This window comes from Salinicola lusitanus (assembly GCF_003206045.1).
Classification (GTDB): domain Bacteria; phylum Pseudomonadota; class Gammaproteobacteria; order Pseudomonadales; family Halomonadaceae; genus Salinicola; species Salinicola lusitanus.
The window spans coordinates 362,948-388,318 of record NZ_PZJM01000002.1 but is presented as its reverse complement, the minus strand read 5'-3'; the positions used below and the strand labels follow the sequence as shown (position 1 = coordinate 388,318).

The 25,371-nt window shown below is 65.5% G+C and carries 17 protein-coding genes and 1 riboswitch; of the genes, 14 read left to right on the top strand and 3 right to left on the bottom strand.

Going from position 1 to position 25,371, the window contains the following annotated elements:
* Positions 1-17 precede the first annotated feature (17 nt).
* The 13 genes from DOM45_RS03590 to ku (DOM45_RS03530) all read left to right on the top strand — a co-directional run bounded on the left by DOM45_RS03590 (position 18) and on the right by ku (DOM45_RS03530) (position 12,693).
* Positions 18-932 (top strand): MBL fold metallo-hydrolase, encoded by a 915-nt coding sequence (locus tag DOM45_RS03590; RefSeq protein ID WP_110598129.1) that lies wholly within the window; start codon positions 18-20, stop codon positions 930-932.
* An 81-nt stretch (positions 933-1,013) separates the two neighbouring features.
* Positions 1,014-1,098: riboswitch (Fluoride riboswitch) on the top strand.
* Positions 1,099-1,200: 102 nt separating this feature from the next.
* Positions 1,201-1,602, top strand: coding sequence for a fluoride efflux transporter CrcB (gene crcB / locus DOM45_RS03585; RefSeq protein ID WP_110598128.1), 402 nt, complete (start codon positions 1,201-1,203; stop codon positions 1,600-1,602).
* The gene (locus DOM45_RS03580) at positions 1,599-1,934 is read left to right on the top strand and encodes a DUF190 domain-containing protein (protein WP_110598127.1); all 336 of its coding nucleotides are present in this window, start codon (positions 1,599-1,601) and stop codon (positions 1,932-1,934) included. The genes crcB and DOM45_RS03580 overlap by 4 nt, the downstream gene beginning before the upstream one ends.
* 95 nt (positions 1,935-2,029) lie before the next feature.
* A complete protein-coding gene (locus tag DOM45_RS03575; RefSeq protein WP_110598126.1) occupies positions 2,030-2,380 on the top strand; it encodes an ArsR/SmtB family transcription factor in 351 nt (116 codons plus the stop codon).
* A gap of 7 nt (positions 2,381-2,387) precedes the next feature.
* A complete protein-coding gene (gene arsC, locus DOM45_RS03570) occupies positions 2,388-2,804 on the top strand; it encodes an arsenate reductase (glutaredoxin) (RefSeq protein WP_110598125.1) in 417 nt (138 codons plus the stop codon).
* Positions 2,805-2,826: 22 nt separating this feature from the next.
* Positions 2,827-3,579: an arsenical resistance protein ArsH gene (gene arsH, locus DOM45_RS03565; RefSeq protein ID WP_110598213.1), complete on the top strand. Its 753-nt coding sequence runs from the start codon at positions 2,827-2,829 to the stop codon at positions 3,577-3,579.
* Positions 3,580-3,648: 69 nt separating this feature from the next.
* On the top strand, positions 3,649-4,959 hold the full coding sequence (locus tag DOM45_RS03560; protein ID WP_110598124.1) for an arsenic transporter: 1,311 nt from the start codon (positions 3,649-3,651) through the stop codon (positions 4,957-4,959).
* Positions 4,960-5,004: 45 nt separating this feature from the next.
* Positions 5,005-6,195, top strand: coding sequence for a chromate efflux transporter (gene chrA / locus DOM45_RS03555; protein WP_110598123.1), 1,191 nt, complete (start codon positions 5,005-5,007; stop codon positions 6,193-6,195).
* A 318-nt stretch (positions 6,196-6,513) separates the two neighbouring features.
* Positions 6,514-6,978, top strand: coding sequence for a DUF2243 domain-containing protein (locus DOM45_RS03550; protein WP_205909381.1), 465 nt, complete (start codon positions 6,514-6,516; stop codon positions 6,976-6,978).
* A complete protein-coding gene (locus DOM45_RS03545; RefSeq protein ID WP_110598122.1) occupies positions 6,975-7,745 on the top strand; it encodes a cytochrome c oxidase assembly protein in 771 nt (256 codons plus the stop codon). Before DOM45_RS03550 ends, DOM45_RS03545 begins: the two co-directional genes overlap by 4 nt.
* A 239-nt stretch (positions 7,746-7,984) precedes the next feature.
* Positions 7,985-10,693 (top strand): DNA ligase D, encoded by a 2,709-nt coding sequence (gene ligD, locus DOM45_RS03540; RefSeq protein ID WP_110598121.1) that lies wholly within the window; start codon positions 7,985-7,987, stop codon positions 10,691-10,693.
* 67 nt (positions 10,694-10,760) lie between these two features.
* A complete protein-coding gene (gene ku / locus DOM45_RS03535; protein ID WP_110598120.1) occupies positions 10,761-11,534 on the top strand; it encodes a non-homologous end joining protein Ku in 774 nt (257 codons plus the stop codon).
* Entirely contained in the window at positions 11,527-12,693 is a 1,167-nt protein-coding gene (gene ku / locus DOM45_RS03530) for a non-homologous end joining protein Ku (protein ID WP_110598119.1), read from the top strand. Before ku (DOM45_RS03535) ends, ku (DOM45_RS03530) begins: the two co-directional genes overlap by 8 nt.
* Before the next feature lie 370 nt (positions 12,694-13,063).
* On the opposite strand, the gene DOM45_RS03520 is transcribed toward ku (DOM45_RS03530), so the two are convergent.
* Positions 13,064-13,315, bottom strand: a complete 252-nt coding sequence (locus DOM45_RS03520) for a hypothetical protein (RefSeq protein ID WP_110598117.1) — start codon at positions 13,313-13,315, stop codon at positions 13,064-13,066.
* A 471-nt stretch (positions 13,316-13,786) separates the two neighbouring features.
* Here DOM45_RS03520 and DOM45_RS03515 point away from each other — a divergent pair, with 471 nt between their 5' ends.
* A complete protein-coding gene (locus DOM45_RS03515) occupies positions 13,787-15,484 on the top strand; it encodes a methyl-accepting chemotaxis protein (RefSeq protein ID WP_110598211.1) in 1,698 nt (565 codons plus the stop codon).
* 101 nt (positions 15,485-15,585) lie between these two features.
* Here DOM45_RS03515 and DOM45_RS03510 read toward each other — a convergent pair whose 3' ends face one another.
* Both DOM45_RS03510 and DOM45_RS03505 read right to left on the bottom strand, forming a co-directional pair.
* A complete protein-coding gene (locus DOM45_RS03510; RefSeq protein ID WP_110598116.1) occupies positions 15,586-16,398 on the bottom strand; it encodes a transglutaminase-like domain-containing protein in 813 nt (270 codons plus the stop codon).
* An 88-nt stretch (positions 16,399-16,486) separates the two neighbouring features.
* Complete coding sequence (locus tag DOM45_RS03505; protein ID WP_110598115.1) at positions 16,487-25,285, bottom strand: glycoside hydrolase family 94 protein; 8,799 nt, start codon at positions 25,283-25,285, stop codon at positions 16,487-16,489.
* Between the last annotated feature and the right edge of the window lie 86 nt (positions 25,286-25,371).

Genomic DNA, 25,371 nt, shown 5'->3' with positions numbered 1-25,371 from the left:
TTTCCCAAGGAGTCGCCATGAAGACCTTCGCTCTCTCTCGGGGAGATGCAAACGGAGCCCGACCTGATGTCGCTGGCTTCTTCGATCCCCGCACCTTCAGCATCCAGTACGTCGTCAGCGACCCCGCCACGTGCCGCTGCGCGATCATCGATCCGGTACTCGACTACGATGAGAAATCCGGCGCCACGGCCACGTTCCAGGCCGATGAGCTCTTGGCCTACATCGAGCGGGAAGGACTTAAGGTCGACTGGATCCTGGATACCCATCCCCACGCGGATCACTTCTCCGCCGCACGCTATCTGCATGAAAAAACCGGCGCGCCGACGGCGATCGGCGCCCAGGTGGTCGAGGTCCAGGCGCTCTGGAAAACCATCTACCACTGGCCGGACCTGCAGGACGACGGCAGCCAGTGGGACCATCTGTTCGATGACGGGGACACCTTCAAGCTGGGCGAGATCGACTGTCGGGTGATGCACTCACCGGGCCATACGCCGGCCTCGATCACCTATGTGATCGGCGATGCTGCCTTCGTTCACGACACCCTGTTCCAGCCCGACTTCGGCACTGCCCGCGCCGACTTCCCCGGGGGAAGCGCGCACCAGCTGTGGCACTCGATCCAGGCGGTCCTGGCACTGCCCGACGAGATGCGCCTGTTCACCGGTCACGACTACATGCCCGACGACCGCGAACCGCAGTGGGAAAGCACGGTGCGCGAGCAGCGCGAGACCAACAAGCATCGCCTGAATGAGAGCAGTGAGGCCGAGTACGTCGAGCTGCGTCATCGTCGCGACAGCGAATTGCCGATGCCGAAGCTGATCCTGCATGCGCTGCAGGTCAACATTCTCGGCGGCCGTCTCCCCGAACCGGAGAACAACGGCAAGCGCTATCTGAAGATTCCGCTCGACGCCCTGGAAGGTGCCGCGTGGGAGTGAGAAGGCGCCATTCTGCGTATCAACAGGGCAGAGCGGCTTACCGGGACTGCCAGTGGCGCGTCCGTCGCCTTCGGTGCTAAGGTCTTTGTGGGAGATGGCATTCCTCCCGAGCGGCTTTCCCGGTCGCTCGAACCACCGTCTATCGGTTAATGATGCCTGCGAGGCGCTTCGGTCGAGGCGTGTCAGCAGGTGTCCGTATTTCCTTCCCTGCTGGCTCGCCTCCTCGAGCGGATCATTTCATCAAAAGGATCTATCGAGGACGTCAGGTATGTGGTTGTCCGTATTGTCGATCGGGGCCGGTGCCGCGATCGGTGCGAATCTGCGATGGCTGTTGGGCGTCTGGCTCAACGCCCTGTTTCCGGCGATTCCGCCCGGCACCCTGGTGGCGAACCTGCTGGGGGCGTGGCTGATCGGTATCGGCATCGCGTTTTTCGCGCAACTGCCCTCGTTGTCGCCGGAGCTCCGGCTGTTCGCGATCACCGGTTTTCTGGGCGCGCTGACCACCTTTTCCACCTTCTCCGCCGAGATGTTCGGCAACATCCAGGCGGGGCGCTACGGCATGGCGCTGCTGGGCATCGGCATTCACGTGCTGGGCTCGCTCGCCATGACCGGCCTGGGTTTTCTGACCTACGGCGTCATCCAGAACCTGCTGGGAGGATCGCAATCATGAATCGGCTCAAGAGCGGTTACGAGGTGATATTCATCGTGCCGGAGTCGCGTCGGCATGAGGGCAAGCGTGTCTACGACTGGATCGTCGAGACCGCGAAGAGCCTGGGCATCGGCCGGATGACCCAGCGCGGCGACGTCGAGGGGACCGGGGCGGATGGCAAGCTGCACTCCGCCCATTTCTTCGACCTGGCCGACCAGCCCATCGAGCTGATGTACGCGATGGACGAGGAGACGGCGGAGCGCTTCGTGACGGCCGTCGAGGCAACGGGGGCGCCGGTCTTCTGCATCTGCCGTCCCGTCCACTTCGGTCAGTTGAACGACAAGAGCGACTGAGATCGGCGCAACCGATGGCTCCTGAGGGAGCCAATTCCGTTGGATCTCTCTCCAATGCCATTGCCAGGGCTTGATATGTCTTATATTCTGGACATATGGAAATAAAGAGCGCTATCGACAGTTTCGCCGCCCTGTCCCAGGAGACGAGGCTCGAGGCCTACCGGCTGCTGGTGAGCCATGAACCCGAGGGGCTTCCCGCCGGCGAGATCGCGCGTCAGCTCGACGTGCCGCACAACACCCTGTCGGCCCATCTTTCGGTGCTGGCGCGGGCGGGGTGGGTCGTCTCCCGGCGGCAGAGCCGGTCGATCATCTACCGCGCCAATCTCTCTCACATGAGCGAGACGATCCGGTTCCTGGTTCGCGATTGCTGCGCCGGGCACCCGGAGGCCTGTGAACCTTTTCTGACCTGTTCCCCCGGTGACTGGAACACCGAAGACAAACCGTGAGGGCGCCATGAAACCGTTGATCTATCACAACCCCGCCTGTGGTACGTCGCGCAACACGCTGGCCATGATCGAGTCCTCCGGCGAGACGCCGGACGTGATCGAATACCTGAACACGCCGCCCACGCGCGAGCGCCTGGTCGAGCTGATCGCGATGATGGGCATCACGCCGCGAGCGCTGCTGCGCCGCAAGGGCACGCCGTTCGAGGAACTCGGCCTCGCCGATCCGGCCCTGAGCGATGACCGGTTGATCGACGCGATGATGGCGCATCCGATCCTGATCAACCGGCCGATCGTGGTGACCGACAAGGGGGCCCGGCTGTGCCGGCCTTCGGAGCTTGTGCTGGCGCTGCTGGCCGACCCGGTGGCGACGTTCACCAAGGAAGACGGCGAAGTCGTGCGGGCCGATGGGGCAGGGCATGAGTGATGGGGAGATGAACGACGAGGTCATGAATGACAGCGGCGCGCGCGAAGTGAGTGATTCGGTCGATCTCGACGACCTGCCCAATATCGATCCGGAGAAGCTGCAGCCGATCGATATCGAGGCGCTGGTGGGGGCCGAAGCGCCGCGCCATCCGCCGCGAATTCTGGTGCTCTACGGCTCCCTGCGCGAGCGCGCCTTCTCGCGGCTCGCCTCCGAGGAGGCGGGCCGGCTGCTGCGCTGGTACGGCTGCGAGGTGAAAACCTTCAATCCTTCCGGCCTGCCGCTGCCGGACGATGCCGAGGCGGAGCACCCCAAGGTACGGGAGCTGCGTGATCTCGCCGAGTGGTCCGACGGCATGCTGTGGGTCAGCCCGGAACGTCATGGCGCCATGACCGGGGTCATGAAGGCCCAGATCGACTGGATTCCGCTGTCGCTGGGCGGCGTTCGCCCGACCCAGGGCAAGACGCTGGCGGTGATGGAGGTCTCCGGCGGCAGCCAGAGCTTCAATGCGGTCAACCAGATGCGGATCCTGGGGCGCTGGATGCGGATGATCACCATCCCCAACCAGTCCTCCGTACCCAAGGCATTCACCGAGTTCGACGACGCCGGGCGGATGAAACCCTCGCCGCTCTACATGAGAGTCGTCGATGTCTGCGAGGAACTGGTGAAGTTCACCTGGCTGACGCGGGGACGCTCGGCCTATCTCACCGATCGCTATTCCGAACGGGTCGAGAGCGCGGAAGCGCTCTCGCGTCGCGTCAATCAAGGCACTCACTAGAACGTACAGGCTAAGCGTACTCACTAAACGTAATTGCTAAAAAGCACTCACTGAACGCAGGGGCATTCGATGCTGGCACTGGCTATTTTCGTCGTCACCCTGATCCTGGTGATCTGGCAGCCCAAGGGCCTGGGGATCGGCTGGAGCGCCCTCGGCGGGGCGCTGGTGGCACTGCTGGCGGGCGTGGTGCGGCTCTCCGATGTCGGCGTGGTGTGGGATATCGTCTGGGATGCGACCTTCACCTTCGTCGCCCTGATCATCATCTCGCTGATCCTGGACGAAGCCGGATTCTTCGCCTGGGCGGCGCTGCATGTCGCCCGCTGGGGCAACGGTCGTGGGCATCTGCTGTTCCCGCTGGTGGTGGTGCTGGGCGCGGTGATCGCGGCGTTCTTCGCCAACGACGGCGCGGCGCTGCTGCTGACGCCGATCGTGATCGCGATCCTGCTGCGGCTGGACTTCTCGCCGCCGGCGGCGCTGGCGTTCATCATCGCCACCGGCTTCGTCGCCGACACCACCAGCCTGCCGCTGATCATCTCCAACCTGGTCAACATCGTCAGTGCCAACTACTTCGACATCGGCTTCGACCGCTACGCGGCGGTGATGGTGCCGGTCAACCTGGTCTCGCTGGTGGCGACGCTGGGCGTGCTCTGGATCGCCTTCGGCCGACGGATTCCCCGGCGCTACTCGCTCGAAGCACTCGATGCCCCGCGTTCGGCGATCCTGGATCCGCTGATCTTCCGGGCCGCGTTTCCGCTGCTGGCGATGCTGCTCGTGGCCTACTTCGTCACCGCGCCGCTGGGCATTCCCATCGCCTTCGTGACCGGGGCCGCGGCGATCGTGCTGATGGCGATCGCCGGTCGCTGGTGGCAGGGTGGCAAGGGTGCCGCCGTATCGGTCACCGCAGCGCTCAAGGGGGCGCCGTGGCAGATCGTGCTGTTCTCCATCGGCATGTATCTGGTGGTCTACGGGCTGGGCAATGCCGGTCTGACCGACTACGGCGCCCGGGCGCTGCAGTGGCTGGCCGGGCAGGGCAACTTCATCGCCACCGTCGGCACCGGCTTCCTCTCCGCCATCGTCGCCTCGGTGATGAACAACCTGCCGTCGACGCTGGTGGGGGCGCTGGCCATCGACCGGGCCCAGGTGCCGGCGGTGACCCAGGAGCTGATGGTCTACGCCAATGTGATCGGTAACGACCTGGGGCCGAAGTTCACGCCCATCGGCAGCCTGGCGACGCTGCTGTGGCTGCATGTGCTGGCCGGCAAGGGTTACAAGATCGGCTGGGGGCAGTACATGAAGATCGGCCTGTTGATCACCCCGCCGGTACTGCTGGCGACGCTCGTCGCGCTGGCGCTGTGGCTGCCTGTCATTTCCACACCGTAAGGTGTGCGGTGATGCCCAAGGTCGCCGCGAACAAGGAGTGTCGACATGACCGGGATTCGGCAGTCCCCCTCCCGCTATGGAGAGATATTTCGGGCGTTTCTGCTGCTCGGGCTGACCTCCTTCGGCGGCCCCATCGCGCATCTGGGGTATTTCCGCGAGGCTTTCGTGGTGCGTCGGGGGTGGCTTTCCGAGCCGGATTTCGCCGATCTCGTCGCGCTTTGCCAGTTCCTGCCCGGTCCCGCCAGCAGCCAGGTCGGCTTTGCGATCGGCCTGCGGCGGGGCGGCCTACCCGGCGCGCTCGCTGCCTGGTTTGCGTTCACGTTGCCCTCGGCCATCGCGCTGGTGCTGTTCGCCTCCGGCGCGTCGGCACTGGGGGGCGATGTCGGCCAGTCCCTGATTCATGGTCTCAAGCTGGTGGCCGTCGCCGTGGTCGCCAACGCCGTCTGGGGGATGGCCGGGAAGCTGTGTCCCGACCGGCGGCGGGCCGGGATCGCCCTGATCGCCGTATTCATGGCCGTCTTCATCGGCGGGACGATAGGCCAGTTGGGGGCCATCGCGGTGGGAGCCGCTATTGGCGTCTGGCGCTGCCGGCCGGAAACGACGACCCCATCCGACCGCCTCGAGCTCTCCGGGCGCTGGAGCCGATACGCGCTTGTCCTGTTCTTCCTGCTCCTTCTGCTGCTGCCGCTGGCGGCATCGATGGGGGGAAGCGAGGTCGTCGCGGTCATGGATGCGTTCTACCGGGCCGGAGCGCTCGTCTTCGGTGGCGGGCATGTGGTGCTGCCGCTGCTGCAGGCCGAAGTGGTCGATCCCGGTTGGATTTCTGAGAGCACCTTCCTGACCGGTTACGGGGTCGCGCAGGCCGTGCCGGGTCCGTTATTTACCTTCGCTTCCTATCTGGGTGCGGCGATGGCGCCCGGCGCTCAAGGCTGGTTGCTGGCGGCAGTGGCGACGATCATGATTTTTCTACCGGGCATGCTGTTGCTGGTGGGCGTCCTCCCGCATTGGGACCGGTTGCGCGCCTCGTCGACCGCGCAGCGGCTGATCCAGGGCACGAACGCGGCGGTGGTCGGCATACTGGGGGCCGCGCTGTACGCCCCGATCTGGCAAGGCGCCGTTGTCGAACCGGCCGATTTCGCGCTGGCGCTGGCCGGCTTCCTGCTGCTGACGGTATGGCACTGGCCGGCGTGGCTGGTTGTGATCGCGCTTCCCGTGGGCAGTCTCGTATCGGGCTGACGGTTCCAGCGACGAGTAACTGGGTGTTGTGGGTCGAACGATCAGGCTGGCGTTACACAACGAAACATATCTTCCGCGCTTCTTTAACCTGTATGAACTTCATTGATGGCTTTGAGGCGTACGGTGATCTTGCAGCGTCAGGGAGACGCAGTGCCAAGGAGGGAGTCGCGGGAAGCGATGTTCACAAGGACGCATGGCAGGACGCCATGGCGAGTTGGCAAGGAACTGCCACGATCTAACCCCGGCCCCAGCGGCCGGGGTTTTTTGCATCCTCCTGGGCGTCGAGAAACGAAGATGCATCGGCACGAGGCGATCGATATGAGCGAGCGAGTTCAACGACGAACCGGCGCGACGATGGTGGCCGCCGTCCTGTTGGGCGTCGGCATCATGGCGGCGCTCGACGAGATCGTATTTCATCAGGTACTGGCCTGGCACCACTTCGTCGAGACCGACAACTCGGCGCTGGCGCTGGCCTCGGATGGTCTGCTGCACACGCTGGAGCTGGTAATGCTGGTCGCCGGCACCGCGCTGATGCTGCGACTCCACGAGACCGGACAGCACGCTCCCGGTTATCGAGGCGCCGGGTTTCTGCTGGGGATGGGTGGGTTCCAGCTCTTCGACGGCATCGTCGATCACAAGGTCCTGGGGCTCCACCAGGTCCGCTACGTCGATAACTTGGTGGTCTATGACCTCTGTTGGAACCTGGCCGGCCTGCTGCTGCTCGCCATCGGCTACTGGCTGTTGCGCCGGGCCCGACGGGGTGAGGCGCTGAGCCAGCAATGAACGGGTTCACGCTGGTCTTTGCCACGCTGGCCGCGCTCTATGCCTGGGGCTGGTGGCGATCGAAGCGGCTTGGCCGGGGCTGGCCGCTGTGGCGGCTGCTCCTCTTCGTGGGCAGCGCGCTGGCGATCGTCGTGGTGATGTCGCCACCCTCGATGCATTGGGCCCACGACGATTTCCGCGGCCATATGGCGGTGCATCTCGTGGCGGGGATGATCGCGCCGCTGGGGCTGGTGATGGCGGCGCCGGTGAGCCTGGCGCTGAAGAGCGTTCCCGCGCAGTGGGGCAGACGTTGGGTCGGGTTCGTATCCCTGCCTCCCATTCGCGTGTTGAGCCATCCCGTTACGGCGGCGTTGCTCAATACCGGCGGCATGATGGTGTTGTACCTGACCGACCTCTACGCCGCGATGCGCCACTCTCCCGGCTTCGCCCTGTGGTTGCACTGGCATTTCATCATTGCCGGGTGCCTGTTCAACTGGGCCATTGCCGGGCCGGACCCGGCGCCGAGACGCCCTTCCCTCGAGTGGCGTTTCGGCGTGCTGGTGTTGTCGATGGCGGCACACGCGATGCTGTCCAAATGGATGTATCGATTTCATTTCCCCGCATCGGTGCCGCTCGACCAGGTCCGGCAGGGCGCGGAATTGATGTTCTACGCCGGAGAGCTGCCGGAAGCGCTGCTGGCCTACCTGCTGGCGCGGCAGTGGGTCCGATCGCGCTATCGGGAAGCGGCCGCGGTGCCGGGGCCACGTGGCTCCTCCTCTTGCCCGTAACGCATTTCGAAACCGTGGAATTGAGTAGCGGGGCCACGCCATGCGCTGGCGGGCTCCCTCAAGTCAGCGGATTCGAAGGGCGATGTGACGGATCCCGATCAGGAGGACGATTGGATTCCGGTTCGCCAGGGGGGAGCGGAAGCGTATTGCTGACTGAACTGGGTCAAGGCTCTGGCGCGGAAAGCGGCGTTGACTACGCTGAAGGCTATCGATTGGCAGGATCATCGTGGGAGCGACGGATGGCTGATCTCGAGACCTACCGCAACAAGCGTGACTTCTCGCGCTCGCCGGAACCTCGCGGCAAACGCGGCAAGCGGCGTTCGCGGTCGAGTTTCGTGATTCACAAGCATGACGCCAGCCAACTGCACTATGACCTGCGGTTGGAAGAGGATGGCGTGTTGCGCAGCTGGGCGCTGCCGAAGGGGCCCAGTCTCGAGCCCGGCGAGAAGCACCTGGCGGTTCAGGTCGAGGATCACCCCCTCGACTACGGCGATTTCGAGGGGGTGATCCCTGACGGCTACGGTGCCGGGACGGTAATGATCTGGGACCGGGGCGAATGGCGGGTGAGCGGCAAGCACGACGATGGCCAGATCGATTTCGAGCTCGACGGCGCCAAGCTCAAGGGGGCCTGGACGCTCAAGCGAATGAGTGGCCGAGGAGGCGGCGGAAAGCGCCAGGACGGCAAACAGTGGCTGATGATCAAACGCCATGACGCTGCCGATTCCCACCTGCCCGACAGCCTGGACGACGTCAGTGTGGCCTCGAACCGGCGCATGACGGAGATCGCCGAAGGGAAGTCACCATCCTCTTCATCGATAGCAGGTCCGTCATCAACCACCTCGGCGTCGCACTCCGCTTCAAAGCAGTCGTCGTCAACGCCCCCATCCTCCCCGTCCTCGTCGTCAAGACCTTCATCGAAAACCGCAACAAGCAAGCGCTCGGGCAGTGGCCGCAAGGCCCGGGCCATCAAGATCGCTCCCGATCAGCTCGAGGGCGCGCGCCAGGCGAGCCTCCCGGCCCGGCCTGCCGCGCAGTTGGCGACGCTGGTCGAGGAGGCGCCGGCCGATGAAGACTGGTTCCACGAGATCAAGTTCGACGGCTACCGCGTTCTGGCGCGGCTCGACCGCGGCAGGGTGAGCCTGCTGACGCGCAACGGTCACGACTGGCGGGACCGGTTTCCGGAAATCGCCGAGGCGATCGAAGCGCTGCCGCTGGAGAAGGCGCTGTTCGACGGCGAGGTCGTCGCGCTGAGACGCGACGGTGTCAGCGACTTCCGACGCCTGCAGGCAGCGCTGAGCGACGAGAAGACTGCCGGACTGGTCTACCAGATCTTCGATCTGCGCTATCTCGACGGTCTCGGCTTCGAGGGTGTTGCGCTCGACGATGTCGCTCTGCGCGACCGCAAGGCGCTGCTGGCGCAGACCTGCGACGCCGTGAAAATCGGCAATGTCGGCAGGCTGCGCTATACCGATCATGTCGAAGGGCAGGGCGAGGCGTTCTACGAGCAGGCGAGTCGCCAGGGCCTGGAGGGCATCGTGTCCAAGCGTGCCGACGCCTTCTACCGCGGCCGCCGCAACCGGGATTGGCTGAAGACCAAGACCGAGCGTCAGGCCGAATTCGTGGTCGCTGGTTACACCGATCCGAAAGGATCGCGTAGCGGCTTCGGTTCGCTGTTGATCGGCGCCTACGACGACGACGGCAAGCTGCGCTACTGCGGTCGGGTCGGTGCCGGGTTCTCCAACGACCAGCTCGTCGAGTGGCAGCGGAATCTGGCGCGCTCGCAACGCAAGACCTCGCCTTTCGTCGAGCGTGACATCCCTGATCTGGCCGGCAGCCACTGGGTCACGCCCAAACGCGTGATCGACGTCAATTTCAGCGAATGGACCCATGACGGCCGGCTGCGCCATCCCCGCTTTCGCGGCCTGCGCGAGGATCGCGATCCCGTGGACATCCGGCTGAGCCAGCAGCGAGCGAAGGAGCCGTCCATGAGCGAGAAAGCGAGTGAACCCGCCCCCCAGAGGCGTTCGACCCGGACGCAATCCGGTGGCGGCGATGTCGAGATCGAGGGCATTCGGCTGACGCATCCCGATCGGGTGCTGTTCGAGGAAGAGGGCATCACCAAGCGGGCGCTGGCCGAATACTATGCCGAACATGCCGAGTGGGTCCTGCCCGGGCTTGCCGAGCGGCCGTTGACGCTGCTGCGTTGCCCTGGCGGTATCGGCGAGGCGTGTTTCGTCCAGAAGCACCCCAGCGAGACCCTGCCGGGTAGCCTGCCGAGCGTGACGATCGCCGAAAAATCCGGCAAGCACGACTACCTCTACGCGCGCCGTGCCGCCGACCTGGTGGCGCTGGTCCAGATGGGGACCGTCGAATTTCACCTCTGGGGCAGTCGCGTCGACGATCTCGAGCGTCCCGACCAACTGGTGTTCGATCTCGACCCGGCTCCGGACTGCGAATGGCGGGCGGTCATCGATGTTGCCCGCGAGCTGCGCCAGGCGCTGGCCGAGCTCGGACTCGCCGCGTTCCTGCGCACGACCGGCGGCAAGGGCCTGCATCTGGTCGTCCCGCTCAAACCGCACGCCGACTGGGAGACCGCCAAGGGGTTTGCCGGAGCCGTGTGTGAACGCTGCGCCGAGCGTCATCCCGACCAGTTGACGCTCAACATGTCCAAGCCGGCTCGCCGCGGCAAGGTGTTCCTCGATTACCTGCGCAACGGTCGTGGCGCCACGGCGGTGGCTTCCTATTCGGTACGCGCCAGGCCCGGCGCGCCGGTGGCGACGCCGATCCGCTGGGAGGAGCTCGGACCGAAAATGAGGGCCGATCATTACACGCTGGCCAATCTGCCGCGCCGGCTGGCTTCGCTCAAGCACGACCCGTGGCAGGGCTTCGACGACGCCCGCGAGCGACTGACCAAGAAGCGCTGCCGCGATGCCGGGATGGAGGTTTGATGGCTGGCGGAATGAAGGCGGGCACGCGTGAGGAAACGACGACCGAGCTACCCGTGGGAGGAGAGCGATGAGTGCTCGCGCAGTCTGGAAAGGCGTCATCGGCTTTGGCGATGAACGGGTACCGGTCAAACTCTATACGGCGGTCAGCGACCGCAACGTCCATTTTCGGCTGCTCGACCGGCGTCGGCATCGTCCCGTGCATCAGGCGATGATCGAGCCTCGGAGCGGCAAGACCGTGTCGCGCGACGACCGCCACAAGGCCGTTGTCGGCAAGCAGGATCGAATCCTCTTCGACACCGACGAGCTCGACGAACTGGCACCGGCGCCCTCGCGGGACATCGAGGTGATGCATTTTCTTCCGCAAGGCGCGATCGACAACCAGTGGTACCAACGCCCCTACTATCTCGGGCCGGATGGAGACGAAGAGACGTTCGACGCTTTTGCCGCCGCGCTCGCCAATAGCGGACGGGAAGGCCTGGTTCACTGGGTGATGCGACATAAGGCCTATGTCGGTGCGTTGCGCGACCATGATGGCCACCCGGTCCTGATTACCTTGCGCCATCTCGACGAAGTCGTCGATGCCGATGCCCTGGAACCGCCCGGCGGTGCGAAGTTGAACGCCAAGGAGGTGGAGATGGCGACCGATCTGGTCGAGGCGTACGCTGCCGACTTCGAGCCGGCAACCTATCAGGACGAGTACCGTCAGCGGCTGGAAGCGCTGGTGGAGGCGAAGCGCAGCGGCAAGCGACTCAAGGTCAAACGCCGTCGTCGCCAGGAGCCGACCGACGATATCGTCTCGTCACTCGAGGCCAGCCTGGCCCGGGAGCGCAAGCGTGCCTAAGTCGGGAGCCAAGACATCGAAAGCGTCGAACTCGGGTAAGCCGCATCACCACGGGGAGGGCTTCCGTGGCCCGCGGCCGTTCTGGTCCGGCACCATCGCCTTTGGGCTGGTCAATCTCCCGGTCGGCCTCTACCCCGCCCAGCACTCACGTGATGTCACGCTGAAAGAGGTCGATGACAAAGGCAGGCCGCTGTCCCGCCGCTTCTTCAGCGAGACCGGGCGCAAACCGCTCAAGTCGAGCGAGCTGGCGCGAGGCGTCGAGGTCGGCGAGGAGCGCTACGTGGTCGTCGAGGACCAGGAGATCGAGGACGCCGCGCTCGAACACCGGCGCGAGATCACGTTGAGCCGATTCGTCCCGCTGGACGAACTCGATCCGCTCTATTTTCGGCGTGCTTACTTTCTGGTGCCGGACTCTCGCGCGTCCAGCGGCGATGGCGCGCTCAAGCCCTATCGGCTGCTGGCCGCGGCGATGGAAAGCGCCAATCGTGCGGGAATCGCCACGCTGGTAATGCGTGGGCGCGAAGTGCTGGTGGCGATCGTGGCCGAGAACGGCATCCTGCGCGCCGAGGCGCTGCGCTTTCACGACGAGCTGCGCACGCCGCAAGGCATCGGCCTGGCGCCGCCGGGCGAACCGGATGCGAAGCGTGAGCGGCGGATCCGGCAAGCGATGGACAAGCTCGATGCCAGGCACTTCGATCCCGACCAATTGATCGATCCCCACATCGAAGCGCTCAAGAAGCGGGTACGTCAGAAGCGTCGACGTCACCAGGATGTCGCCCCGATCGAAGCGACCCGATCGCGAGAGGCAGGCCAGGGTGACGAGAGCGAAGAGGGCGCCGAGGTCATCGATCTGATGCAGGTACTCAAGCGCAGTCTCAAACGTGGGCGGGTCGAACCGACCCCAAAAGGAGGCAAGGGGAAAGGAAAGGAGAAGGGAGAAGGCGCGTCAACGCGGAAATCCTCGTCGTCTGCTCGGTCTTCCAACCAGGGCGCGCAACCGTCCGACCGCGGCTCGGCAGCGGGAAAATCCCGCAAGGCACCCGCCGAGGGCGAGCTGGCCAGGCTCTCTCGTGAGACACTCTACCGACTGGCCCAACAACGCGACATTGCCGGGCGCAGCGGCATGACCAAGGCCCAACTGATCGAGGCGCTCCAATAAGGTGACTAGCACGAGGTGGCGAGTCGGGCGCGACTGGCGCGGAGTAGCGGGAATACCCATACCCCATCGACTCGTCGCCGCCGTCATGGGTGGCGATGTTGCCTGGTCGGCCCAACGGATTGGCCAAAAAAAGCCGCCAGAGTAACGAGGCGGCCAGACAAGTACGATCGAGTGATGAATCAGGCGGCGGAGACTGCCGTGCGGTGCCGGCTTCGGCCAACGGCGATCAGGGCCTTCTCGAGATCCTGAACCTGACACTTGTACGCCGAGCAGTTCGCGCAGATGACGCGGGAACCCTCTTCCTGCTTAATGGGCAGTCGAAATCGATGATGGCCGCAGACGCTGCAGTCAAGATTCAGGGTGACGGTCATCATGCCGATTGCCGCATCGTCTGCTGCTGCTCGAGACGATGGCTGCTCTCTCTCGCCATCTGCAGGATCAGACCGCGCGATAGATTGAGTGCGTGAAGCGCGTAGCTCGGCGAGGCGAGATCGGCCTGGTGGCCGTAGGTGTCGATGAATTCTCCGCACTCCGTGCAGGTGATTTCATCCCAGTCCCGTGGGCTATCTGCAGATACTGCGTGGTGGTTTCCACAGCGGGTGCATGAAATGTGATGCTTCATGATGCTCCCTCCTTGGTGATTGCTGGCCGTCCTGGCCAGCGAGTTGAGGCAGTCCCTGCCTCCGACGGTTCGACGATCCTTGTCGATTCGGGCCAGCGGTCCCTGCTGCCGTTAAGAACACTTTGGCATAGCCATAAAAATTGTACAAGGTGGATTTTGCGTACAAGAGTCGTCATCGATGAGCGGCTTGGTGCTGCCGGAAGCCTTCCTGCCTTCCATCGGGGCGTCGATGCCATAATTGGTTTTCGATAAAAGATTTTATCCTTCTCGATCAACGCTTAGGGTGCCGACGGTTTCCCCCGGGTGATGTCGCAACAGTACGGCGCACTAAATACAATTAAGTTTATTTGTACAGCAGCCGATAGGACGTCTCACGGCATGGTGCGAACGATACAGGCCTTCTCACGCTTGCCGAATCCAGTTCCATATCGCCCGACGGCCAGCGCCGAGGGCATCTATCGGGGGCTTGCCATGCTGCTACTGAATCGAAGTGTGAAATTGCGTCTGGCCGCGAGCCTGGGCGCCTGTGTCGTGATGTTGTTCATCGTCGGAAGCGTCGGACTGTTCGGCCTGAGTTCGACCAACGATGCGCTCGAACGCACCTACGAAGGCAACGTACTGACGTTGAAAGCGTTCAGTCGCATCGACCGGGCACTGCTCGGCAACCGGGTCAAGCTCACCGCGGAGCAGCGTGACCGCGACCCCGAATCGGCGCGGGCGACGCAGCAGGAGATCGCGGAGAACGACGCCATCATCGATGCGGCCTGGGAAGACTACTATCCGAATCGCATCAGCGGCCCCATAGAGCGGGAGATGGCCGATGCCTTCATCACCTCGCTGGCCGAGCTGCGGTCCTCCATCGCCGAACTCAACGCCGCCGTAAGCGGCAATGATTTCGATCGGGCCCGGGAGATCGCCACGACGACGCTGGCCGAGCGATATTCCGCAGCGCTCGGCGACATCCAGCAACTGGTGGATCGCAACAGCGCGCAGGCCGCCGAGTCCTTCGAGGGCGCGGTCGCGCTGTATGAATGGGAGCGCGCGCTCGTCATCGGCACCATGATCGGTGCATTGATCGTGAGTGTACTGCTGGCACTGTGGCTGATCCGGGGAATCATGACGCCGCTGGGTAAAGCCCAGGATCTCGCCAACGCCATGGCCGACGGCAATCTCGACAACGCGATCGATATCACCTGCAAGGACGAGTTCGGCGTGATGCTGCGCTCGCTGAAGGCGATGGAGAGTCAGTTTTCCCATGTCGTCATGAGCGTACGCGGCAATGCCCAGTCGGTCAGCACCGCGGCGGACGAGATCGCCCAGGGTACCGACGATCTCAGTCGCCGTACCCAGGAGCAGGCCGCGAGCCTCGAGCAGACCGCGGCATCGATGGACGAGATCACCTCGACCGTGCGCCAGAACGCGGAGAACGCCGCCGAAGCCGACAGGCTCGTGCATGATGTCAGCCAGCGAGCCAACGCCGGCGGCGAGGTCGCCGGCGAGGCGGTCAAGGCGATGGAGGGGATCAATGCCTCGAGCCGCAAGATCGCCGGTATCGTCGGGTTGATCGACGAGATCGCCTTCCAGACCAATCTGCTGGCACTGAATGCTTCGGTGGAAGCGGCAAGGGCCGGCGAGCAGGGACGCGGCTTCGCCGTGGTGGCCAGCGAGGTGCGCAATCTTGCCGGACGCAGCGCCGATGCCGCCAAGGAGATCAAGCAACTGGTTCATGAGAGCATGGGCCAGGTCGACGCCGGTACCGAGCTGGTCAATCGGGCGGGTCATGCGCTGGAAGAGATCGTCGGGGGGGTTGCCCGCGTGACCACGCTGGTCGGGGAGATCGCTGTGGCCAGCCGTGAGCAGGCGCAGGGCATCGATCAGGTCAACACCGCCGTATCCCAGATGGATGGCGTGACCCAGCAGAATGCGAGCCTGGTGGAAGAGTCCAGCGCCGCCGGGCGATCATTGCAGAGTCAGGCCGCGGCGCTGTTGAAAGAGGTCTCTTTCTTCAGGGGGGCCGCGAGCGGCACCGCTCAGGCGCTACCTGCCGCCTCGACCGGTGTGGCATCGATCGCGCCGGCCAGGAGCGCGCCGAAGTCCCAGGGCCAGGAACGGGCACCGGCGAAGGCCGCCCCACGCCAAGCCGAAACCGAAGAGTGGACCGCTTTCTGACACTCGTCACGGCTGAAGCGCCTCCCGAGGGGGCGCTTCGCCTCGCGCCCGCCCCCGGGTAGGCCTTCCGCCTCCCGGACCTGCGTCACTCCATTCGATCCTTACTTCGCCGCCAGCTCGTAGATCCACACACTGAAGCCGCCCAGGGTATTGGGGCCGAAGGTATGGGTCAGCGGCACGTCGGTGGCGTCGCGACCCTGAGCGATCAGCACGCGGCCGATGCAAGGCGCGTTGTTGCGCGGATCGAAGGTCCACCAGCGGCCTCCCAGATAGACCTCCATCCAGGCGGCGAAATCCATGTCGGCGTAGGGTGGCGGCTTGCCGATGTCGCTGATGTAGCCGGTACAGTAGCGGGCCGGCAGGTTCATGCAACGACAGAGGGTGATGGCGAGATGGGTGTAGTCGCGACAGACGCCGACCTTTTCCCGGTAGGCTTCGGCGGCCGTGCGCGTGGGTCGCGAGTGCTCGTAGCCGAAGGTGATGTGCTGATTGACGAAGTCGCAGATTGCCTGGACACGAGCCCATCCCGGTGGCGTGCCCTGAAAGCGCTGCCAGGCGACTTCGCTGAGCAGGTCGGTCTCGCAGTAGCGACTGCCCAGCAGATACTGGAGGACATCGGCCGGCAGCTCCTCCACCGGATGCTGGCGGGCCGATGGCTCGACGGGATCGTAGCCGCCGTCGTCATGCAGGATCGCATTGGTGCCGAGGGTGAAGGTGCCGGCCGGTGCCACCATCCGGTTGCACCAGTTGCCGAAGCTGTCGCGATAACTCGATAGATCGACCATCGGCGATGTGACCAGGTGATCGGGCCCCTCCAGGCTCGAAAAGCGCGAGTGGTGCACGTTGAGCATGGCGATCATCGGTGTGGGGACCGCGAACTGGTAGATCATTTCGCAACCGAGCTGAATTCTCATGAGCGGTTTCTCCGAGGTGCCGTATCGGCGAGTGTTGGCGCGTGTGGGGCAGCTTTACCCTGGCGTGGGGTCTCGCGCCGGCGTTCTTTCATGCTCCGCCGCCGTCGGCGCTTGCAACGGGTGGCGGCGAGGTTCGCGGGACGGCGCCGGGCCATGCCGGATCGGGCCCGCGTTCCGCGAGACGCAGGATCAGCAGATGAGGTTTGCCATCCAGCGTCAGCGAGGCTTCGAGGGTGCTGTCGGGCAGCGGCTCGCCATCCAGGGTGGCGCCGGCGGGCCGGTCTTCGGAGGGCCGCTCGACGCGTATCACGCAGGCGCTCCCCTCGAGGTCGACGGTGGCCGAAAAGCCCGGCCAGGTGTCGGGAATGCAGGGCGAGACGATCACGCGGCGACCTTCGCGGCGGATCCCGAGGATGCCGGCCACGCCGGCCTGATGCATCCAGCCGGCGGAACCGGTGTACCAGGTCCAGCCACCGCGCCCGACGTGGGGCGGCTCGGAGTAGACGTCGGCGGCGATCACATAAGGCTCGACGCGGTAACGCGCCACGTCTTCCGGGTTCAGGGCGTGGTTGATCGGATTGAGCAGCGAGAACAGCCGGTAGGCCCGTTCGGCCTGGCCCAGCTTGACGAACGCCAGGATCGACCACATCGCGGCGTGAGTATATTGCCCGCCGTTCTCCCTCAGCCCTGCCGGGTATCCCTTGATGTAACCCGGCTCCATGGCGGTCTGGTCGAACGCCGGCGTGAACAGCAGCGCCAATCGTTGCTCGGGGTGGATCAAGTGGCGCGACACCGACGCCATGGCCTGGCTGGCGCGTTCGGGATCGGCGCCTTCCGACAGTACCGCCCAGGACTGCGCGATGGCGTCGATCCGGCAGGCATCGTTATCGTGGGTGCCGAGCCATCGACCGTCGTCGAAGGTGGCGCGGCGGTACCATTCGCCGTCCCAGGCCTCGCTTTCCAGCGCCAGGCGCAACGCCTCGGCGCGTTCCCGCCAGCGTTGGGCGAGGGCCCGATCTTGCGGCGCATCGCGGGCCTCGGCCAGCGGCGCAAACAGCCTCAGCGTGCGCAGCAGTAGCCAGCCCAGCCACACGCTCTCGCCGCGGCCCGCATCACCGATTCGATTGAATCCATCGTTCCAGTCGCCGGTGCCGATCAGCGGCAGTCCGTGTTCGCCGAATCGTTCGAGCGCCTGATTCAGCGCGCGGGCGCAGTGCTCGAACAGCGACGCCGTCTCGTCGGCTATCCGCGGTTGGGCGAAGTCGTCATGCGCCTCCGGCGCCAGCGGCGGCCCATCCAGGAACGCGACCCGCTCATCCAGCACCGCGGTGTCGTCTGCCGCCTGGATATAGGTGGCGGTGGCGAAAGCCAGCCACACCCGGTCGTCGGAGATACGGGTGCGCACGCCCTGGCCAGAGTGCGGCAGCCACCAATGCTGTACGTCGCCCTCGACGAACTGGCGACCGGCGGCGCGCAGCAGGTGATGTCGCGCCAGCGCCGGCATCGCGAAGGTGAGTGCCATGCCGTCTTGCAACTGGTCGCGGAAACCGTAGGCACCGCTGGCCTGGTAGAACGCCGAGCGCGCCACGATGCGACAGGCCAGTGTCTGGTAGGTCAGCCAGCCATTGAGCATGAGGTCCATGGCCGGATCCGGCGTGCTGACTTGCAAGGCGCCATGCAGCGTCTGCCAGTAGGCTTCGACCTCGTCCAGCTTGGCGTCGAGATCGGTACTTCGGTAACGCGTTATCAGCTCTCGAGCGGCCTCGTCGTCGCTGCCCTGGCCCATGAACGCCACGATTTCGACCGTCTCTCCAGGGGCCAGTGTCAGCTCGCACTGCTGCACCGTGCAGGGGTCGTGTCCCGCCCCGCTGCTTGCCGACAACGACCGCATCGCGGTCAACGCTTCCGGCGCGGCCAGCGAGCCCCCGCCGAGGAACTCGCGGCGGTCGGCGGTCCAGCGACTCTGGCGTCCGTCCAGATCGACGAACCCGACCCGTCCCGGGAAGGCCTGGTTCCACGGGTTGTGCATCAATAGCGCACCAGTGACGTTATCGTGTCGGGAGACCAGGAACGGTGCGGTCCTGGCCCGCGCCGTGCCCATCACCCACGCGGTATAGGCGGTCACTATCAGCCGACGGGGGGTCGTGGTGCGATTCTCCAGCGTCAGTCGCGATATCTTGATCGGGTCGTTCAACGGCACGTACTGCAGCAGCATCATGGATAGCTGGGGCGTGTCGTGCTCGAAACGGGTGTAGCCGAAACCGTGACGCGTGATGTGGCGGGCCTGATGCCCGGGGCGCGTGCGACAAGGGCGCGCGGTGACGGTCGTCAGCGCGCCGCTGTCGGCGTCCTGGACGTAGATCACCTCGCCGGGCAGATCGCTGACCGGATCGTTGGACCATGGCGTCAATTGATTCTCGCGGCTGTTGTCCGCCCAGGTGTAGCCGCCACCCTCCGCCGAGACCTGAAAGCCGAAACCGCCATTGGCGATGACGTTGATCCAGGGCTGGGGTGTGGTATCGCCATTGTCGAGCACGCAGACGTATTCGCGCCCGCCACGGTCGAAGCCGCCGGTGCCGTTGAAAAAGGCCAGGTCCCCCAGCGGCGGGCGCGAGGACGGTGCCACCGCCGGTCGCGGTGACCTGGCCGGCGTGTCGGGGTTGCCACCGATCACGACTGTCTCGTACGCCAGGGATGCACGAGCGGCGTCGGGAGACGGGGTGTCGGCCCTGACCGCGCCGGACCCGAGTTTGCCGGCTCGAGCCAGCGCGTCGAGAGCGGGCCTGGATGAAGGCGGCGCCAACAGGGCGTCGAGCTGAGCGGTGAGTGCGCCCTTGCGCGCCGTCAGCACCACACGAGCCACGGCCAGCAGCAACTCTTGGCTGGCCAGATTCAGCTGGTTGGCTCTCAGCGTGTAGATCGAGCCCAGCGCCAGATCGCCTTCGACATGGGGGGGCGGTCGGTTGACGCTAACGGCCGATTCGATCGCCTCCTGCAACTCCTCCAGATAGGAGTGGGCACGATCATTGAGCACCACCAGGTCGACGCCGAGCCCTTTGGCGCGCCAGTACTCGTGGGCACGGAGCAGGGTCTTGAGCCAGGCCACATCCTCGATATCGCCGAGCCGGAGCAGCACGATCGGCAGGTCGCCGGAAATCCCCATCGGCCAGAGGTTGGACTGCATCGCCATTCCGCGCTCGAGCATATCGGAGGAGGGGCGGAAGCGGGCATCGTTGTACAGGATCGGCGCGGCCAGGCGTTGGAAGTCGGCGGCCTCTTCCAGGTCGATGTCGAGGTGACGCAGTTGCACGTGGGCCTGTGTCCAGGCCAGGGTGCGGGCGCGGTCGAAGGCGCTGGTGTCATGATGCTTGTCGATCAGTGCCAGCACCGCTTCACGACTCTCGGCGACCACCGTCCAGAAATCGATGTGGGCAACGTGTCCCGGCGTGATGTGCAGCACGTAGCGCAGCGAGAAGATCGGGTCCAGCACCACGCCGGTGGTATTCGACAGTGGCTGGCCGGTCAGCGCCAGGGCATTGCCGATTTGGCGCCCCCGGCCCAGGAAGCGGGCGCGATCCGTCTCGTACTGCGGCGCTTCGCACTCCCCCTTGACCACCGCGAAGTGCGCCGCCCAGATCGGAGTTTCGCTGGCATCCCTGCGGCGTCGGGTCGCGGTCAATGCGGCGTAGTCGGCGATGAAACCGGTCTCGACAAAGAGTTTGGCGAAGGCCGGATGGGCGTCGTCGGCGGGCGGCTGCGTCAGCACCACCTCGGCGTAGGAGGTCAGTTCGATGGTCAGCGCCTGGCGCCCGCCGTTGGTGACCGAGACACGTCGTACCTCTCCATCGTCCTCACCGGAGACCAGCACCTCGAGTGTGGTGGTGATCTCACCATCGCGGCGGGTGAAACGGGCGTGATCCTCGGCGAAGACCACCTCTCGCCAATCGGCTGCCTTGGCCAGCGGGTGCGCGCCAGCGGACCAGCGCATGTTGCTCTCCCGGTCGCGCAGCAGGATGAAGCTGCCCCAGTCATCGCAGGTGGCGTCCTCGCGCCAGCGGGTGATCGCCTGGCGCTGCCAGCGACTGAAGCCGGCGCCGGCGTCGGTCAGCATCACGTTGTAGCGCCCATTGGATAGCAGGTGGGTCACTGGGGGCGACGAGGATGGCTCGCCGACGTGTCGTCGCACCGCCGCCGCTGCTGTCGCGGCGGTGCTCGACGGCGCGGCGTGCCTGGCATCGTTGGGAGATGGCAGGGTCGCGACTTCCCGAGGCAGGCGCTCGTGCAGCAGCAGCTCGCTGGCCTGGATGATCGGCTCGCGATGGAAGTGGCTGCGCAGCCGTCCCTCGAGCAGGCTGTTGGCGATGGCGGCGATGGTCATCCCCTGGTGGTGGGCCATGACGTTGCGCACGATGACGAAGGTCCGGTCGATCGGCAGCCGCGTCGGGGTGAAGTCGATCGCCTCGAAGAAGCCGAAGTGGCTCTCCGCCTCCATGGTTTGCAGGCGGGCGAAGTTCTCCAGTGCGGCCTGCGGCGCGACCATGGTCGCCAGTGCGGTGGCGTAGGGGGCGACGACGAGGTTGTCGCCGAGTCCTCGCTTGAGTCCCAGTTCCGGCACGCCAAAGTTGGAATACTGATAGGTGAAGTCGATGTCCCGCGCGTTGTAGGCGGATTCCGAGATCCCCCAGGGGATCTCCTTGCGCCTGGCATAGAGACGCTGGCTGGTCACGACCAGCCGGTTGGTCTGCTCCAGCAGGCTACCGAACGGCGCACGCATGACCAGCGAGGGCATCAGGTACTCGAACATCGAGCCCGACCACGAGATCAGTGCGACGCCATCTTTCAGCGGTGTCACCGCCCTGCCCAGACGGAACCAGTGGCGAGTGGGCAGGTCGCCCTTGGCGATCGCCAGCAGGCTCGCCAGGCGCGCCTCGGAAGCGAGCAGGTCGTAGCAGCCTTCGTCGATCCGATCCTCCCGCGGGGCGTAACCGATCGACATCAGCTTGCGCTCCAGCACCAGCAGGAAGTGGAAATCCATCTCCAGCGCGAGCCGCCGCGATTGCGTTGCCAGCATGGACAGGCGCCGTCCCAGGGTGGCCTCGGATGCAGCCTCCGAAGGATCTCCTTGGGCGGGGGCAGTCCGGGACAGGGGCGCGGTATTCTCGGCGTCGCATCGGTGTTCGTCGAGACAGCGCTGCAGGATCCGCATCCAGCCTTGAGGCGGGACTTCCCCGGTCGCCGCGTCGGCGTCGGTGGTATCGCCGGACTGCGCGCCCAGCAGGTGCAGGCAGCTATCGATCGACTGACGCAGGGCATCGCAGTACTCGATGCCGTAGCCGGTCGATTCGAGATGGGAGGAGAGAGCGTCCAGCTCGTCGAGCAGGGCCGTGCGTGTCTCTGCGTCGAGCGATGCGGTGGTGGCGATGTCCTCTCGGCACAGCAGCAGGGTATCGGTGAGGCCGTTGCGCGGGTCGAGGACGTGGGGGTGGACGGCCCAGGCTTCGCAGGCGTTGGCCAGTGTGATCAGGTGGCCTGCCAGATTGCCGCTGTCGACGGTGGAGACGTAGAGCGGATCGAGTGGTGCCAGGGTTCGGGTGTCGTACCAGTTGTAGAAATGGCCCTTGCAGCGCTCCAGCGTGAGCAGCGTGGCCATCGTGGCCTCGAGTCGCTCCACGGCGCGATGGGTGCCGATCCAGGCAAACTCCCGCGCGGATACGCAGGCCAGCAGATAGAGGCCGATATTGGTGGGCGAGGTGCGCTGGGCAATGACCGGCTTGGGGTCGAACTGGAAATTGTCTGGTGGCAGCGCGTGGGAATCCTCGGTCACGAAGGTATCGAAGAATTGCCAGGTGCGTCGCGCGATGCGTCGCAATGCCTGCGCTTGCGGCGGAGAGAGACGCAGGTTGTCGGTGGTGTCGGTGGGCGCGCGGCTGGTCCAGAGCGCAATCAGCGGAGCGGCCAGCCACAGTACCAGCAGTGGCAGGATGACGATCCAGGCCGGTGGCTCGACGATCGCCAGAAGCAGCGCCAGTGCCAGGCTCAGCAGGGTGCCGCCGGCCATTTCGCGACCGAACCCGGCCGCGCCGAGACGCTCGTTGCCGGCCAACTGCGATGCCGTCGTCCACTCCAGCAGATGGCGCTGGGAGATGTAGACGCGGAACAGCGTGCGCACGATGGCATCACCCATTTGCCAGGCCTGATCCGCCAGCAGGGCGAGGCTCAGCAGGCAGCGGCCCATTTCGGTTCGCAGGTCCCGGCCCAGTGTCCTCCAATGATGGCGCCAATTGCCGTCGCGGCGATGGGGCGCGAGCGCAGAAACGACCGGAATCAGCGCGGGAATGATCAGGCAGGCCAGCGTCAGTGCCAGGGTGGTGAGCGCAGCCGATATCGGTAGCCAGGCAGAGATCATCAGCGCGCCGAACAGGCTAGGTGCCAGCAGCGATCGTCGCAGGTTGTCGGCGATCTTCCAGCAGCCGACGGCGGTCAGCGCCTGGCGATCCGAACGCCTACCCCAGAACCAGGGCAGTAGTTGCCAGTCGCCTCGCGTCCAGCGGTGCTGGCGCCTGGCGGCAACGTCGTAACGTTCCGGGTAGGCTTCGACGACTTCGACATCCGAAGCCAGACCGGCCCGCGCGAAGATGCCCTCCAGCAGGTCGTGGCTGAGCAGACTGTTCTCGGGAATTCGGCCTACCAGGGAGCGCTCGTAGGCGTCCACGGCGTAGATTCCCTTGCCCGCGAACGATCCCTCGCCGAACAGATCCTGGTAGAGATCCGATACCGCGGCGGTATAGACGTCCATGCCGCCGGGGGCGGAGAACAGCCGCTGGTAGCGTGAGCCCTGGCGGCCGATGGGCAGCGAAGGCGTCACCCGGGGCTGGAGAATGGCGTGCCCGCGAACGACCCGGTCGTTGGGCCCGAAGACCGGCTGATTGAGCGGGTGCGCCATCTTGCCGACCAGCCTGGTGATTGTATCGCGAGGCAGGCGAGTATCGCTGTCCAGTGTCACCACGTAGCGCACGTCGGACGGTACCCAGGGCGTGTGGCCGGCGACGTCGATGTAGGAGGTATCGTCGGCGCCACGCAGCAAGCGGTTGAGCTCGGTCAGCTTGCCACGCTTGCGCTCCCAACCCATCCAGCAGCCCTCGCTGGCATTGTAGAGTCGGCGACGATAGAGCAGCAGGAAGCGCGGGCCTGCCGGACCAGGGCCATGACGCTGGTTGAGGTGCGCCATGGCGTCGACCGCACTGGCGAGCAGGATGTCGTCGCTGGCGAGTTCGGCGGTATCGGCGTCGCGGCCGTCCAGCAGCAGGGCGAAGGTGAGATCGCCGCCGGTGCCGGAGAGATAGTGCACTTCCAGACGCTCGATCAGTTCACGCAGCGCGACCGAATCGGTCAGCATGGCCGGTACCACGACCAGCGTTCTGAGCGTAGCGGGAACGCCCTCCTCGAGTGCCAGACCGGGCAGCGCCTCGCCGCCGACACCTTCGCCCAGGGCGCGGTTGGTCAGCGCCGTCGCCACCTCGTAGGCGGGCAGGACAATCAGTACCAGCCACGCCAGTTGCCACCCCGGTGTCAGACCGGCCGCTGCCAGCGCCCACACCGCCAGCCCCAGCAGCAGCAGCGTGATCAGGCTGGTGGCGCAGGCGTAGCCCGTCAAGCCCAGCTTCAGCACGGCCCGTCGAATTCGCAGTGCCATGGGCGGACGGAAGCCGAGCGATCGCTCCAGTTCACGACGACCGTCGGCGATCAGGTAATACCCCGGATCGGTGCGTCGTTCCGCCTCGGCCGGCTGGCAATCCGGGGCAAGCTCGGCCCGCGCGGCGGCCAGTGCCTGCTCGGTCACCAGTAGCTCGTCCCGGTGCGAGCCGCGGGCCAGTTGCTCGATGGCATTGCGATAGCGGTCGCGGGTGGCGAAGTCCATCTCGGCGAAGCGGCTGCCAGCGCGCAGGCGCTGGTCGACCAGGCTGACCTGCTCGACCAGGGTCGCCCAGTCGAAATCGGCGATGTGACGCAGGCTGGTGATCACGTTACGCACGCTGACGTTGGACGCACCTTGGCGTTGCTGGGCGTTGTGCACCACGGCGGCGATCGAGGTGTGCTGGCGAGTGAACTCCTGCTCCAGCCAGGCCAGCGCCGGCACCTTGCCGGGATCCTGATCCCTGAGGCGCTTGACCATCTGGGCGTAGAAGTGGGCGGCGAAAGGCTCGCTGATGTCGAGGTAGGCGTACGCTTGCAGCGAACGGCCATCGGCCTCACGCCGCAGCAGGCTTTCGCACAGGGTATCGGCCTCGGCCCGGGCTTCCCGCGCATGGACGATCTGGTCCGAGAGCCGTCGCAGGTTTTCCACCAGAACCAGTCGCAGGCTGATGGCGATCGCCCACAACTCACCGATGGTCAGCGCTTCCGAGCGCTGGTAGGCGTTGATGAACCGGGCCAAGGTGAGGGGGTCGAAATGGCTGTCGGTATGGGCGACGTAGGCCCAGGTCAGGCCCAGCACTCGTGGGTAGCCGGCGAAGGGGCCGTCGGCCAGCTTGGGCAGCTGGCGGTAGTAACCCGGTGGTAGATCTTCTCCGATATCGCTGACGTGTTTCTCGACATGGTGGTAGTGATCGAGTAGCCACTCCGCGGCTGGCACGATGCTGCGGCGCTGGGCGACTTCGTCGGCAATGCTGCGGTAGGCCGCGGCCAGCGCCACCGTGTTGTCGAGAAGTCGTCGATGCAAGGGCAGGACTGCTGGCGGGCGCAGGGTGACCGACTGCGCCAGCGCAAGACTCTGTGCGTGCTGCTCGAGCCGCTCCGGGCCGAACAGCTCTTCGCGGACCGGGGCCCTGGAATTCCAGGGAGGCGGTGGGTCGGCACTGGTGTTGCCCCGCCGCCACCAGGCATTCATGGTTGATATCCACGCGATGAGGCGCGGGAGAGAGTAATCGGCAAGCCGTTGCATCGATGCATTGGTGATCTCCTGCCGCCGACCGA